13 protein-coding genes are annotated in these 14,331 nt (G+C 45.1%); 7 read left to right on the top strand and 6 right to left on the bottom strand.

Going from position 1 to position 14,331, the window contains the following annotated elements:
* Window positions 1-41: 41 nt before the first annotated feature.
* Complete coding sequence (gene purU, locus A3860_RS35020) at window positions 42-869, top strand: formyltetrahydrofolate deformylase (protein ID WP_081155253.1); 828 nt, start codon at window positions 42-44, stop codon at window positions 867-869.
* A 142-nt stretch (window positions 870-1,011) separates the two neighbouring features.
* Here purU and A3860_RS35015 read toward each other — a convergent pair whose 3' ends face one another.
* From A3860_RS35015 to A3860_RS34995, 5 genes are all read right to left on the bottom strand, one after another.
* Complete coding sequence (locus A3860_RS35015) at window positions 1,012-1,659, bottom strand: YdcF family protein (RefSeq protein ID WP_081155252.1); 648 nt, start codon at window positions 1,657-1,659, stop codon at window positions 1,012-1,014.
* Window positions 1,660-1,855: 196 nt separating this feature from the next.
* Window positions 1,856-2,812, bottom strand: coding sequence for an ion channel (locus A3860_RS35010; RefSeq protein ID WP_081155251.1), 957 nt, complete (start codon window positions 2,810-2,812; stop codon window positions 1,856-1,858).
* A 41-nt stretch (window positions 2,813-2,853) separates the two neighbouring features.
* A complete protein-coding gene (locus A3860_RS35005) occupies window positions 2,854-5,337 on the bottom strand; it encodes a DUF5686 and carboxypeptidase regulatory-like domain-containing protein (protein WP_081155250.1) in 2,484 nt (827 codons plus the stop codon).
* Window positions 5,338-5,532: 195 nt separating this feature from the next.
* A complete protein-coding gene (locus A3860_RS35000) occupies window positions 5,533-6,168 on the bottom strand; it encodes a LysE family translocator (protein ID WP_081155249.1) in 636 nt (211 codons plus the stop codon).
* Between the two features lie 114 nt (window positions 6,169-6,282).
* Window positions 6,283-7,209 (bottom strand): alpha/beta fold hydrolase, encoded by a 927-nt coding sequence (locus tag A3860_RS34995; RefSeq protein WP_081155248.1) that lies wholly within the window; start codon window positions 7,207-7,209, stop codon window positions 6,283-6,285.
* 307 nt (window positions 7,210-7,516) lie between these two features.
* Here A3860_RS34995 and A3860_RS34990 point away from each other — a divergent pair, with 307 nt between their 5' ends.
* The 6 genes from A3860_RS34990 (at window position 7,517) to tssO (ending at window position 13,564) form a co-directional block, all read left to right on the top strand.
* Window positions 7,517-7,951 carry a GPW/gp25 family protein gene (locus A3860_RS34990; RefSeq protein ID WP_081155247.1) on the top strand — a complete coding sequence of 145 codons (435 nt, stop codon included), beginning with the start codon at window positions 7,517-7,519 and terminating at the stop codon, window positions 7,949-7,951.
* Between the two features lie 72 nt (window positions 7,952-8,023).
* Window positions 8,024-9,889 carry a type VI secretion system baseplate subunit TssF gene (locus A3860_RS34985; RefSeq protein ID WP_081155246.1) on the top strand — a complete coding sequence of 622 codons (1,866 nt, stop codon included), beginning with the start codon at window positions 8,024-8,026 and terminating at the stop codon, window positions 9,887-9,889.
* 14 nt (window positions 9,890-9,903) lie between these two features.
* Window positions 9,904-10,842 carry a hypothetical protein gene (locus A3860_RS34980; protein WP_081155245.1) on the top strand — a complete coding sequence of 313 codons (939 nt, stop codon included), beginning with the start codon at window positions 9,904-9,906 and terminating at the stop codon, window positions 10,840-10,842.
* A gap of 85 nt (window positions 10,843-10,927) precedes the next feature.
* Window positions 10,928-11,797, top strand: coding sequence for a TssN family type VI secretion system protein (locus tag A3860_RS34975; protein WP_081155244.1), 870 nt, complete (start codon window positions 10,928-10,930; stop codon window positions 11,795-11,797).
* A gap of 30 nt (window positions 11,798-11,827) precedes the next feature.
* The gene (locus A3860_RS34970; protein WP_081155243.1) at window positions 11,828-13,009 is read left to right on the top strand and encodes a hypothetical protein; all 1,182 of its coding nucleotides are present in this window, start codon (window positions 11,828-11,830) and stop codon (window positions 13,007-13,009) included.
* Window positions 13,010-13,042: 33 nt separating this feature from the next.
* Window positions 13,043-13,564 (top strand): type VI secretion system TssO, encoded by a 522-nt coding sequence (tssO, locus tag A3860_RS34965; protein WP_081155242.1) that lies wholly within the window; start codon window positions 13,043-13,045, stop codon window positions 13,562-13,564.
* A gap of 38 nt (window positions 13,565-13,602) precedes the next feature.
* Here the strand turns inward: tssO and A3860_RS34960 are convergent, their stop codons facing one another.
* Entirely contained in the window at window positions 13,603-14,277 is a 675-nt protein-coding gene (locus tag A3860_RS34960) for a C40 family peptidase (RefSeq protein ID WP_081155241.1), read from the bottom strand.
* Window positions 14,278-14,331: the final 54 nt, after the last annotated feature.

Below are 14,331 nucleotides of genomic sequence, written 5' to 3'. Positions count from 1 at the left end.
AAATGCGGAAATGATTTATCTTGCTTTCATATTGTTTACGTATGATCGTTGTTATTCAGTGTAAAGACCAGGTTGGATTAGTGGCCGGCATTACCGGCGTATTGTCGAAGGAACAGTTGAACATTGTTTCGTTGCGCGAGCACGTTGATAAAATTGAGAACCGTTTTTTTATCAGGATCCATCTTGAGCAGGATGCCGATCCCCAATCGCTTGAGTTAAAGTTGCAGCAGATATTGCCGGCTGATGCGGTGATAAAAGTGAATCCTTTGCCTGAGAAAAAAGTGGTGGTGCTGGTAACAAAGGAATACCATTGCCTGGCCGATATTCTTATTCGTCATTATTTCAAAACACTGGGCGCCCGGGTGCTGTGCGTCATTGGCAATCACGATACCTTACAGAACATTTGCCAGCGGTTCGATATTCCATTTTACCTGGTATCGCATGAACAAAAAGACAAGGAAGCATTCGAGGAACAATTGACCGGGCTTATTGATAAATATTCCCCCGACTATATTGTGCTGGCGAAATTCATGCGCATACTTTCACCGGCTTTTGTAGCGAAATATACCGGCAGCATCATCAATATTCATCATTCCTTTTTACCGGCCTTTGTGGGCGCTAACCCATACCGGCAGGCTTTTGAACGCGGGGTGAAACTGATAGGGGCCACCGCCCATTTTGTTACCAATGAGCTCGATGAAGGGCCCATCATTGCGCAACAGATCATTCCGGTAACGCATTCCCATACGGCAAATGATATGATGAAATCGGGTAAGGAAATAGAAACAGCGGTGCTGGCTAAAGCGCTGCACCTGGTGTTTGAGGACAGAGTGTTTGTTTATAAGAATAAGACGGTAGTGTTTGAATAGAGCAATGGTGGTAATAGATTGCAGAAGTAATTTTGAGAATTCGGGATTTTGAGATTTTTCAAAAACTTCAAATTAAAGGAAATCGCAAAATCTCTAAATCTCTAAATCAGAAATTAATATCCTACTTCAACAATCAACCATTTCAACTCACAAGTTGTTTATTGAACCCCATAGCAACCAACTCCTCATACGCGTTCCACACCTCCGCGGGTATTTCCTGGTAAACCTGGAAGCCTTTTTCGGGATATAATTTTATCCGTTGCAGATCGCCTACCATCATGTTGATCAGCTTCTCAACCGGTATATCATTAGTGGGGTATTCTTCAAACGAAAGCAGGGGAGAGGTAACAAGCAACTTTTTATTGGGCCAGTGTTTTTTAAAAGTGGCATAACTGCGGCGTTCCATATAGGGCTTTTGTACCACGATAAAACTGTTGAGGTTCAAATTTTTCTCCTGCAGCAATTGTTGGGTAAACAAAATATTCTCGCCCGTATTGGTGCTTTTATTCTCAATAAAGATGGCTTCGCGCGGAACGCCTTTATCGAGGGCAATAGTAGCAAACAACTCGGCTTCGGTTCCCGCCCACATATCTTTGGTCAATTTGCCCAGTCCTCCCGAAAAAATAATAATAGGAGCATACCCCTGCATATAAATATCGGCCCCGCGATCGGCTGTGCGGGTATCCATGCTACCCAAAACAAGAATGCAGTCTGATTTTTCCAGCGTATGGTGCAACTGATGATAGTTCCATAATTTCTTTGCCAGCGATAATGCTTCCTGGTTTATCATTGTCTGTAGGGTTAGTTGGGTTCCCTGCTGATAAGCAATAAATCTGCCAATATAATATAAAACTATTAAGCTATGGTTAACCCCTATGAAATTCATGAAGTAAGAGGTAAGAAGTACGAAGATCGCGAATTTCGTACCTCTTACTTCATACTTCCTACTTCATTCGTATATTTCCGAATACACCTTCATTTTGAGCTCAGCGACCTACCACCGCTTCATGTGTGCTCAATTTATGCAACTCCATCACTGTGCCCTCGGCAGTTTCATGATACATTTGAATAAATTTGCGGTTAAAATGAATTTCCTGGTACGTGTAGGAAGTTCTTTGAAGTACAGTGTTGCCATATACATCATTAAACCCTTTTACCAGCACATAGATCTCCATATCTGTGCCTTCCAGGTCTTCCTGCGAAAGCCCCCGCAACGGGCTTTCATCATCAATTGGATGCACCACCGTCCAGTTCATAGGCATACTTTCAATTTTGCTGCGCTCCAATGGTAAATTATAATACCGGTATTTTGCCACACCATTCTCGGTGATGAGCAATGCCAGGTTCACCTGTACGGTAACATCGGTAAGTGCATGGTTTTGTTTATAGCAGGCAAAACGGAACATCAATCCCGTTTTATCACGGAATGGCGCTATAATGGCATGATCGCTGAAAGCCAGGTGCGCACGCGGCCGGGCAAAACGTCCGTAAATAAGACCGGTTGCCAGGGCGAACGACAAAAAGCCGCTCATGGCCTCCACGGCAGCCACCAGGTTGGCGGCATCCCCAACAGGGTTTACCCGGCCATACCCAACGGTTGTAAAGGTTTCAGTACTGAAAAAATACAATTCCTTGAATATACCGCCGGGCGTATTGTTTAAAAAACCGGTGAACTGTTCGGCGCCGATCCAATAGTATATGCCGGTATAAACAAGATTAATACTGAAAAAGAAAGAAACAATTATTGTAATGAATTGCCATAATGGCAAGGTGATCATGGTATAAAAAATACTGAACCGGTCCCAGAAAGGCCAGCCCTTTTTATGCAGGTTATACGTTCCATCCTTGTTTATAAATCTGGCGCCATTGATAACACCGGTGGTTCCGAAACCGGTATCATTATTTAATTTGGGTACCGGATTGATCTCTTTTGTTGCAGGCATAACACGAATGTTTTTACCCGGCAAATGTAATACTATAGCAGCTATCTCCACTTATTCGACTTTCTGTCCCAGGTAGTAATGCCCACTTTGAACTGAACGGGGTTATTGAACCGGTTGGCGGCGGAACCCACTACATAAACACCCAGTTTAAATTTACTTAATGGGTTAAACGGCCATTTAAACACCCGTTCAATGCCTGCAAAGGTCTCTACATATCGAAGCGACCGTTCGGGCGCTATCAGAAAACCGCCACCGGCCACTTCGCGCAATTGTAATTTTTTAAGAAGCGGTATCTTATTGATCAGTGCGCCATTGAATTCATGCACAAAATGCGCCTGGTAGAACCGTTTGAATACCGGGAAAGTTGAATCCAACGACTGAAAAGCTTCATTCGGGTTCATGAACAGGATGGGATCGCCCCGGCGCTGGAATTTATAATCAATGAGGCGCAACTCTTTTGTATTGAAAAAACTGCCGCTGCGCACACTATAGGTCGATATGCCGGCCAAACCCAGCTTCAATTCCTGTTCTATTCCAAATTCTAAATAATCAAAATTAACCTGGCTGTTAAACAAACCGGGTATGCCTTTCCGCAACGAAACATAAAAGGTAGGCCAAACAGAACCGAGGATGATCTTTTCCCTGGGCTCCCTGATATACTTTTGCCGCGGCGTGTAAGCGAGGCGGATCTTTCCATACGAGGCATTGTATGGTTCAAAAGCAATGGCCTGGTTGTTTTCGAGAACATTGCCGAACAGGCTATCTACCTGCGGATTGGTTTTATAATCACTTACCGACCGGCGAAAGGAAACATCAAGATCGGTATACAGGAATAAGCCATTCACCAGTTCGAGCTCATGCCCAATGCCAATAGCATTATCGAGGTACACGCTGCTGCGTTTGATCTGGTTGATCCAGGCATCGCCCTGAAAGATCAATTGAAATTCCCGGCCTGCCGATACGCGCACAATCCCCCTGTTGAACGGGTTATATAAATGCCGCACTGAGATACTGCCATTGACATCATGATTGCGAATGCCGTAACTAATGTTGGGATTTATCCAAAGCCACTTGCGCGAAGGAAAGGTTTTTTGCCAGGCAGCCCAGGCCATAATACGGGTTCCGCCAAAATTAAATGGCTGGTAAAGGCCAGGCAGGGGCGGTAGCGACCAATGCGTTTCTTTTTCATGGTCATTGAATTCCTGTCCGCTCCAGAACCATTTCTTCCAGGTTATTCTATTGATAACGCGGTCGATTGAATCGAGGTAGACCTTTGTATGCCGGGCGCGGTAAATACTGTCTTTATATTGAATGAACCGCACTTCCTTTTGGGTTAATGGTTCCGTTCGGTTCTGGTTCCAGAAGCTGCTGTCCTTTTCATAAGCTTCCTGCGCAGTGGCGCTTATTTCAACGCCAAAATGTTTTTTATCGAATTGTTTATGCAATTCAAAGTTCTTATACGTGGCAATGGTAACGCCCGATTTTTTGGCTTTATTGCTTTTTGAATAATAGGTGAATTGTTGCCGGGTGATCATCCAGGCTGTATCGGCGATAAGATCATAGGTTTGTTCTACTTCAAAGAAATCATATTCGGGCAGGTGATAAGTTGGCAGTTTAAAACGGGTGTGCAGTATCACCCACAAACTATCGGCAATGGTAATTTCTCCTTCTACAGTCGCATTGCTAATTTGCCGGGGCTTTACACCGATCACATACAGTTTGCGATTGCCCTGGTGTTCGGTCCTTATTATACGGAACCGGTAAGCAAGCAGTCCGCTGTAACTAACAGGGGAGAGGAAAGGGATTTCGGCAATAGCCGGTGTTTTCACCAGGTTATTGTAGAAATTAAAATCGCCCTGTGTAGTTGATAAAAAGAACAATCCATCTGTATTGCCTCGTTTGGTTACTCCCAGCCGTTCTTCCTTACTACCCTGGGGCGCTTTATCGAGTTGCAATACAATTTCAGCCATCGCCATTCTGTCGAGCTCCGTGTTCTCAGCAATTATGGCCTGCGCAGTTGCCTTCAACGTATCGGGCAGGATCTTTTTTTTCTTCGCTTTTATTTTCAGGGAATCTTCCTGAACTGCTTTAATATATACCGTGCAGGAATAAGGGCCGGCGGCAGATTGAATGGAATCTTTCCGGCGGATCACATTCCTGATAATTTCGTCTGAACGGTCGCGCACTTTTCCCTTTACCACTACTTCAGAAAGTCCTTTGCTGTCGTCGGGTTCCAGTATGATATTCTGCACATAATTGGTGCGCTCAATAACGATGGTGATCACCTGCGATCTATACCCCACCATACTGATCACCAGGTCGTATTTACCTGGTTCCAGCTCCAGCTCATAGGTGCCGTTCTCCTTTGTGACCGTGCCATGCTTCCATTGTTTTACCTGCACCGAGGCAAAGGCCAGCGGTTCCAACCTTGTATTGGTTATTTTACCATAAACTTTATGTGATTGCCCCCGGGCGAAGGAAAAAGAAAAAGCGATAAGGGTGGTTAGCAGTAGCGTTCGGTTCATGCAGCTGGGGTGTTGACCCTTAAAATACATTCTTATTGCATGAAGCTATAGGCTGCGCGTGTACTTTAGATTGAATTTAACACTTAGGTTCAAAGTTTATAGTTATTTATTTTTTTGAATAATTGATTAGTACGGCAATTAATTATGAGCTTTGAAAATAAACAACTTTCAACTGCGAACTAAGAACTAAAAAACTTACTTCGCCTTATCGAACGCCATCCTGGCTGCCAAACCGGTAAGCACACTTGCCATAAACCATTTTTGAACGCGCACCCATTTGGGATTGGCCGAAAACCAGCGCGCTACCCGGGCTGCCACCAGCACAATAATGAAATTAACAGTAAAGCTTACCATGATCTGTACAATGCCCAGCGTTAAACTTTGCCTGAACACTGATCCGTATGCGGGTTTTATGAATTGGGGAAAGAAGGACAAATAGAACACGGCCACTTTTGGATTGAGCACATTGGTAAAAAAGCCCATGCGAAATAATTTACCGGGTGTATCAACTTTCAGATCGGTGCGGGCTTCAAATACATTTTTACTGCCCGGTTTTATCGCCTGCCAGGCCAGGTACAATAAATAAATAACACCGGCTGTTTTCAAAATAGTATAGGCATAAGGTATAGTGAACAGCACAGCTGTTAAACTGAACGACACCATCAAAATATGAAACAGGAATCCGCAAACCACACCAGCCAGTGATATCAGTCCGGCCTTGCGTCCCTGGGTAATAGACCGGGAGAGAAGATAGATCATATTAGGGCCCGGACTGATAACCAGTCCGAAAGCGGCCAGTGCAAAAAGTAAAAGATCGCTAACAGGGATCATATTGGTTGGTTTGCAACAAATATAGCTGTAGCCGGCAATTACCTGTTAGTCCGGTTTGAAAAATGCTGGTAGGCCGGTTTGCGAATGGTCAAGGGTGAATACCGCTTCAATAACCTATGCAATCGGAATCCCGTACTTCTTTGCCTGTGTTCTGATAAACTGGTCAGCTTCATGGCTGCCATCAGTACAAACCTGGTCCATTTGCTTACCCAGTTTTTTAACCAGCGCCGGATTGTTGATCAGTTCAATGGTTTCGCCTTCCGGTGTTTGTGTGGTTATGGTGGGCAGGCACGAGGAGTCGCCAAATGTTGAAACTTCCTTACGGTTGATGATAAAAGAACCGCCGATGCCACCATGCGAGGTATAAAAGAATTGCTCTTCCGCATGATCAACACCTATATATTTAAGCGAGGTATTACCAAAATAGGTACGTGACTTTACATCGGGATGGCGGCGCGCATGCGCTACATATTTCACATTCTCTACATTCATGCCATCGAGGCATCCCTGGCGGTCAACCGAATCGTACAATCCCATAAAATAAACCCGCACGAGCGGACTTAACATTCTGGCCAGTGCCGTAACGGCCAAACCACCACGGCTATGACCAATCAATACCACCCGCACGTCATCGGTCGTCAGCGGTTGGTTCGCCAGCATATTACTGGTTACCTGAACCGGTACACGCGCAGCCTGCTGATACCCCCGCTGTTCCATCATATTTTGTCTGGAACGCTCCTGATTTTGCATGCAACTGTTCACATCGAACATTTCAAGCGGCTTTATTGACTGGGTGCGAATGGTGGGGAACAGGGAGCCAATGCGTTGATATATAAAATCAAGCGCTTCCTGTAAAATGGGTTCCGTGTCGCTGCCGGTAACTGTATTGGAAGGGCCATGGTACCAGCGGCGGTCAATTTCCATGGAGCCATAATGTACATCGCGAATAAATCTGAAGGTGTTGCTGTTGCTGCCGTCAGCAGCCATCCACTCACGGGAGCCGGTGCCGTCGATACCAACGACTATATATTTATAATCCATAGAGATAGGTTATGATAATGGTAATTGGGTAATATGTAATCTTTTTGTTAACAGTGATTAAGTGTATAACGTGAATCCCTGATTGGCAACAAATTTTAAACCAATTTCGAAAATTTTATTTTAATTTGAACATCCGTTTATTCAAACGGCACGTAAATTGGTAATAAAAATATACACATTGGATATTTTTTTGTACTAATTTCGTTTTGCTGCACTGAGAGCATGATCAAGACATTCCCCTTTTGACACGCTTCACTGGTTGCGTTTCGTTGACTCGTGTTACCCGATACATTAATTATTCAAGATCATGCGGCATAAGTATTATACATTACCATTGGATCCCGGCTTGCTGATGCAAAAGAAAGAGCATCCTGGTTGTAATTTAAAACAATCGGTTGGCCATCACCTGCACCTGATCATCACCACTGCATTTGGAGAAATGCAAAGTTCTCCCGATTTCGGCAATTCCATCTGGGAGCATGATTTTGATAATGTTACTACCCGCATACGGCAACAGGAATGGATGAAACAATCCCTGCTGCAGGCCATCCGTAAACACGAAAAAAGACTGGATGGGGTAAAAGTTGATGTATTGGTAAAACAGGAAGAAACAGGCGCCCTCTCAGCCGAAAGGCGCGTTAAAAAACGCCTTGACATTAACATAACCGGCCGACTCACGGCTACCAGCGAAGACATTACTTTCCGCGACAGTTTTTTCGTGAGCCCGTTATCATATAGTTAAACAAAACTTACAGGTGCTGATTTTTTAGTAGCGTGATTATATATTATAATCAGCAACATTATATTTTATTACATGGAAAATCGGGAGCAAATAAAGAACCGGATGATGAAAACGGCTGCAAGGCTGTGGGGCTATCCTGAAGATGAAACAGAATCATCTTTCGATCCCCTGGTGAACGTGCTGTTCTCGGCCTGCGCGCTGGAACTCGAAAAGATCTCCAATGAAATACATGCGTCACGCGCCCGCTTACTCGAACGCATGGTGCAAATGCTTTCACCCGAAGTACTATGCGGGCCATTACCGGCCCATGCAATTATGCATGCCCGGCCAATAGAAAGAACTGCCCAACTATATATTGAAGACCAGTTCTATTGCTCGCAGAAAAAAACGGTATCGTATGAATCAACCGGCAGGGGATTCAGAGATGTGCATTTTGCCATTACCGGAAATTTTCAGGCAACCAGGGCGGCTGTTACTTACCTGGCCACGGGGCATCAATTGTTCCGTTACCGCGAAATGATCTCAAAAGAAGTGATCACCCACTGCCAACCGGGAAAAGAGCTGGAGCAACGGGTGTTGTGGATCGGCCTTACAGGCAATCAAATTGACCTGCATAATACGCAGTATTTCTTTGAGATCAGGAATGAAGTGAATAAGGAATTATTTTATAAGAACCTGCCACAAACGCGCTGGTTTTATGGTGGCAGGGAATTACAGGTTTCGCCGGGTTACAACATTGAAAATATCAGTGGCGAGCACCTGGATATTGAACAGCTCATCATCAAAAAAAATACGGCATCCTGGAAGTACAGGGAGTTTGTGAACGCTTATTACAAACCGAAATTTATCACCGCCCGCCATCCCGAAAACAAGGCGCTGGATGAAAATCCCGGGTGGCCCGCTGAGTTGTTACAGGTATTTGATAAGGAAGAATTGCACGCCCTTCGGGCAGAAAATGTACACTGGATAAAAATTCAATTTCCGGAAAATATTTCAGGCGCAGTATTGCAGGATGTTATATGCCATGCCAATTGCTTCCCGGTTATGAACGGTTTTTTACATGAGCAGTTGTACCACATGCGCGACATCCTGAATATAGTACCCCTGTATTCAAATGAGATCTTTTTTGATCTGCATGAGATCTCAGACAACGATGGCAGGATCTATAACATCCGCGCAATTGAAAAAAATGTACATGAGAAACTAACGGTGATCCTTCGGCAGGGAGGAATAGGCCGGTTCGATGAACGCGATGCCTCCATGGTCATTGAGAATATTATACAACTGTTAAGCGATGAAGGCGCTGCTTTTTCCGTTTTGGGCAGAAGTTTCCTGAGCAGCGAGCTGGAGCAATTGCAACAGATCATTTACAAGCTGGAACAGCAAATGATAGAGCAGGAATTAAAGCGGGAGTATACGCCGTTCCTGATATTGCGGAAGGAAAAGAATGCCGACCTGAATAACATTACCGTAACCTACTGGAGCACCAACGGCGATGAGGGTAACGATATAAAAGCCGGCACCGCCCTGCAAACCTATCATTCAGAAGCCATGTTTGAAGGGGGCGCTGCCCTGGTAACTACAAGCATAGGCGGCCGCAACCGGTTAAGCGCTGCTGAAAGCATTACCGCCTACAAATCGGCCCTGCTTTCTCGCGACAGGTTGATCAGTATGGAAGACATTAAAAATTTCTGCCGGCTGCAACTGGGCAAAATCGCACAACAGGTAACAGTTAAAAAAGGCGTGATGGTGCCCCGCGAGTTATCACAGGGCTTTACCCGTACCATTGACGTTACCATTACCCTGAACCGGAAAGATTATATGGACGCCCAGGAAAAAAACCAGCTCCAGTACTGGAAAGAAAGCCTGGTACTGAAACTGGCCGATAAATCGGCAGCACTAACACCGTTCAGGGTATTTATTGAACAGGAGGGTTAAACAGATCCACCATTATGACGCGACACGACACCATAGAGAAATTCTTTCAGGAACTATCGGCCAATCTGTACGATATAAAAGCAGAAGCGCTGGCCAACCAGGCATTACGTCACCATGTGCTTGCTGATGATTTTGTAGTGCTGAATGATGGCCGTTTTTACCGGGAATACCGCCCCGATCTGTACGCTATTGACAAAATCGATGACTCGCGCCTGCACCAGTTATTACAGTTACGGTTATCACGCTCCGGCCTATACGACCTGGTGCCCGAAGGATTGTTTCACCAACCGGTTAATGGTGCCCGATTGAGCAACACCGCCGCCGATATGGCCGCACAAAGCCGGGTCGATCGAAAAAAAGAGCTGGAAGCCAGAAAGTTCTTTCAACCAATAGAAAATAGTTTTTTCAGGCAGCGGGTATTGTTGGAACAGGAAGAAGAAAATTTACTGGCGGGTATGGACAGCGGCTTACTGAATGATTACTTTTTTTCCTTCTGGGAATTTCCGGAAGCGCTGAACCGCACTTCGGCCATGTTGCTGGTATTGATCTTACCCTATGCACATGCCATTGCCGGTGATCCCGGTCTTATGCAAACCTGCCTTGAAATTTTGTTACAGGAAAAAGTAACCATTGCATTGGTTGCACCCGGTGATCTTATAGCGCCTGGCAATGCCGGCGGCCTGGGCATGGGCGAATTGGGTAATGATATGGTATGCGGACAAACATTTACAGAAGATTATCCCTGTCTGGAATATACCATAGGGCCATTGCAAAATTCCAAACCCGCTGATTATTGTGTGGGTGGCGACAATGACCTGCTATTACAGGTGTTCAATAATTATTTCGCACCGGCAGAAGCAGATATCATTATAAATGTGGAAGTAGACCGTACAAAGTCATTGGTTGAGCTCGATGCCGACGAAAGCCCCATACTGGGTTACGCGGTTATATAGCAAGTAATAAAAATAAGTAAACTGTTTTCCTATAGAATTTTAGCACAACCTGTCCCGCTCTGCGGGATTAGCAAATTATCACCTTATGCTTACACCCGAACTTAACAGACTGTTACTTTACCTGGGAATTAGCCTGATCAGCTTTTCGGCGATCATGGGGCTGGTTGCCCAGAAAATTCGTAACAGCTTTAAACCATTCAGCAAAAAAGCTATCTGGTATCTGTTGATTTCCGTTGCCGTATTTGCATTGACCGGTTTATTCATTGCAATTGGTATCTTTTCAAACTACAACAGGTATTTCATTTTCTTCCAGGTTTTGTTCCTGCTGTATGGCGGATTGCATATTTATATGATGCAACGGAAAATGGATTGGGGCAAAGAGAAACAGGTATTCTGGCCCAACCTGATATTTACCCTGATAATACTATTAGCCGGCGCTATTTGTTTTATGCTCGCATACCGCTGGGTAAACCGGGAAGGATTGGAGATCTCCATGATGTTCTCGACGCTTTTCTTTATTATCCCGTTGTTTGTATGGCATACATTTCTATCGGCACTGGCCATCCCACACAAGGTATTGAACCAATGGTATTATCCGGTGCATGAGCCCATGGAAGACCCCGAAGAAAGCAAACTGAAAAATATGCTGCTCATCAGTTTTGAATTTCAGAAGAACGGGCAGGAAACCTATTTCACCAATTTCAGGGCCAAAGCGCCGGTAGATATGGAGTTGGGCGAGCTGTTCTATTATTTCATAAACGATTACAATGAACGCCATCCGCAGGGCCAGATCCTGTTTTCAAATGGTACCGGCAAACCACATGGCTGGATGTTTTACAAAAAGCCCAGATGGTATACCATTTTGACCACTTACATGGATGCAGACAAAACCATTTACCTGAACCGCATCAGGGAAAATGATGTCATTGTATGCAGCCGCATTATAGAAAATTGAGGATTTTGAACTAACTAAACTTATTTAAGCATGCAGTCAACACGTGAATACTTACCGGTAAACTGGGTAGATGGGATGAAGATCAACAAAACGCATTTTATTGCGCAGGACAATGCGTTCACTTACCGGCAGGCGCACACCGTAAGCAGTTTTTTGAATGAGCACAATTATGGCCTGCTTCCGGTGTTCGACCGGCACCATACTTCGGCCAAATTATTTTTATCGCTCGACAATGAGCAATCCGTGCACCTGCGTATACAACGCTGCCGGGCTATATCGCGCGGCGGTTATGTGATGGAATTTGATACTGACACTTCACTTACCGGCCAGCAACTATCGGCCGCCATTCCGGGGTTGCAGGTACCATTCAGCGAGCTGAAAGACCGTTCTGCTTTTTATTATGTGATCCTGAGCATCGATCCATATGAACGCGTACCATTTGGTATTGCCGATCCCAAAGAAACACCACCCCGCATGCCTTTTACCATGCCGGCATATCACCTCACTTTATTATCTGCCCAGGAAACCAGCGCCATTTCGTTGGGAGAATTCCAGGTACCGGTAGGGAAGGTGGTTGTGGAAGATCAGGTGGTTCGCCTGGTCGACAATTACATTCCGCCCTGCACGGCCGTAAACAGCCATTATGAATTGCTGGAAGTGCATGCCGGGCTGGAACAATTCTTCGGCCAAATGGAACTGTATGCCCTGCAGATCATTCAAAAGATATTGCAGAAAAAACAGGATAATGAACTGGCTAATGCCATTCACAAAATATGTGAGAACCTGAGCCTGTTCACGGCAACGGAGTTCACTAATTTCAGATTATCATACATCTATCAGCCACCGGTATTTATGATCACGGCGGTAACTGGTATGGCCCGGCTCATCAAGAACACCCTTGATTTTTATACCGGCACCAGCAAAGACGAACTGATCAGCTATTGCACCGAATGGTGCGGCGTAAGCCAGGGCGAACTGGAAACAGCCATCACCACGCTTTGCAGTTACCAGTACAATCACCTCGATATAAATGATGCGCTTGAAAAAGTATTGCGATTCACCCAGATCATTTCAGCCCTGTTCAGCAGCCTGTCGCGCCTTGAATACATTGGTAAGAAAAAAGAGACCGGCATTTTTGTAAAAGAACAGGTGCTGGTACCGCAAACCGAAACAGCGCCGGTAAAAAAAAGAAGAAGTTTTCTCGCAGATTAATTTTCAGAACCATTATCAATAAACTAATAAAAAATGCCCAGCGTATTAAACCACAAGGAACGGAATCGTGCATTTTTAAAGTTTTTGTTCTTTTTCATTATCTCCGTCTGGCTCATTGTAGGGGCCATCTATTTCGACATGCGCATTCCTTTTAAAGAGAACGATGTATTGCGCGAACAGGTAACGCGCTACCGCAACCAGAGTGTTGCCCAGGAAAAATTTGTAAGCAGTATGGACCAGGCCAAAGTGCTGATAGACTCCCTGAAACAACCGGGCGTAAACAGCATGTACCTGAACCAGCAGATAGCGGCCAAATTGCGCGAGCTTACCGATCTGCAATACAAAGACAGCAGCATGTACAGTCGCATGAACAAGAATGTGCTCGACCTGTACCTGCGCTACCAGGATGCTACCAACAAAGTGGTGAGCATGGGCGACCTGCCAAAGCAACTGGAAGATTATAAAGGAAAATACGAGCAAACGCAGCGTGATCTGGACCAGGCCCGCCGGGATATTGACCTGTTAAGAAGAGCGAGCAATGCCGCCGGATTTTAATCCCCCCAGCCCCCTAAAGGGGGAGTAAGAAGAGCTCGCTATTGTCGGGCAGGTTTTGTTGATTGACTTTGTTTACTACCCGTTGACATTGGCTTGCTGATCTTCACGCGGCCCGCAGCAACAAACCGTTTTTTCCAGTAAGGATCATCGAGGCTGGCGAGGCTAACGCCACTGGAAGTAGAAGCGTTGATAAAATACCGGTTACGCAAATACATGCCAACATGTGAAATAGGATTACCGGGAACCGTACAGAAGAAAACAAGGTCACCTTCAGAAAAATAACTGTTATCATGAAAAGGCTCCACATTTTTTGTAAAGAACTGTTGCGCCGAAGTGCGGGGAACCTGAATATTGTACACATCATTAAGCAGGCGTTGAATAAAACCCGAGCAGTCGATCCCATTTTCATCAATGCCGCCGTATTTGTACGGTGTTTTCATCCACTTGTCAATGAAAGTGTAGAGCGTAACGTTCGTAAGGCTATCCGGATCAATTTTCAGGTAAGCCGCATATTTGGTAATAGTGCGTCTTTCGGCACTGGTATTGGCCACTGTCGCATTAGGATCAACCGGCTTCACCACCATGGTCTGGTACTGGTTGGCAGTTTTGCGGGAACCGGAGCAGGAAGCCAGGGAAATTAATAAACAAAAGCTGCCGGTAAACACCGAAACAGCACTAAAAGAACGGTATGTTAAAAAAAAAGATCGTTTCATAGCTATCAGAAATACGGTTTGCAATAACGCACTCAATTTATTTCAGGTTGCCTT

Source organism: Niastella vici (assembly GCF_002077945.1).
In the GTDB taxonomy this organism is placed as follows: Bacteria; Bacteroidota; Bacteroidia; order Chitinophagales; family Chitinophagaceae; genus Niastella; species Niastella vici.
This window is presented reverse-complemented; position numbering and strand designations above follow the sequence as displayed.

Coding starts and splice junctions, on each gene's coding strand:
- purU (WP_081155253.1), top strand. CDS start 42: ATGATCGTTGTTATTCAGTGTAAAGACCAGGTTGGATTAGTGGCCGGC.
- A3860_RS35015 (WP_081155252.1), bottom strand. CDS start 1,659: ATGATAAACCAGGAAGCATTATCGCTGGCAAAGAAATTATGGAACTAT.
- A3860_RS35010 (WP_081155251.1), bottom strand. CDS start 2,812: ATGCCTGCAACAAAAGAGATCAATCCGGTACCCAAATTAAATAATGAT.
- A3860_RS35005 (WP_081155250.1), bottom strand. CDS start 5,337: ATGAACCGAACGCTACTGCTAACCACCCTTATCGCTTTTTCTTTTTCC.
- A3860_RS35000 (WP_081155249.1), bottom strand. CDS start 6,168: ATGATCCCTGTTAGCGATCTTTTACTTTTTGCACTGGCCGCTTTCGGA.
- A3860_RS34995 (WP_081155248.1), bottom strand. CDS start 7,209: ATGGATTATAAATATATAGTCGTTGGTATCGACGGCACCGGCTCCCGT.
- A3860_RS34990 (WP_081155247.1), top strand. CDS start 7,517: ATGCGGCATAAGTATTATACATTACCATTGGATCCCGGCTTGCTGATG.
- A3860_RS34985 (WP_081155246.1), top strand. CDS start 8,024: ATGGAAAATCGGGAGCAAATAAAGAACCGGATGATGAAAACGGCTGCA.
- A3860_RS34980 (WP_081155245.1), top strand. CDS start 9,904: ATGACGCGACACGACACCATAGAGAAATTCTTTCAGGAACTATCGGCC.
- A3860_RS34975 (WP_081155244.1), top strand. CDS start 10,928: ATGCTTACACCCGAACTTAACAGACTGTTACTTTACCTGGGAATTAGC.
- A3860_RS34970 (WP_081155243.1), top strand. CDS start 11,828: ATGCAGTCAACACGTGAATACTTACCGGTAAACTGGGTAGATGGGATG.
- tssO (WP_081155242.1), top strand. CDS start 13,043: ATGCCCAGCGTATTAAACCACAAGGAACGGAATCGTGCATTTTTAAAG.
- A3860_RS34960 (WP_081155241.1), bottom strand. CDS start 14,277: ATGAAACGATCTTTTTTTTTAACATACCGTTCTTTTAGTGCTGTTTCG.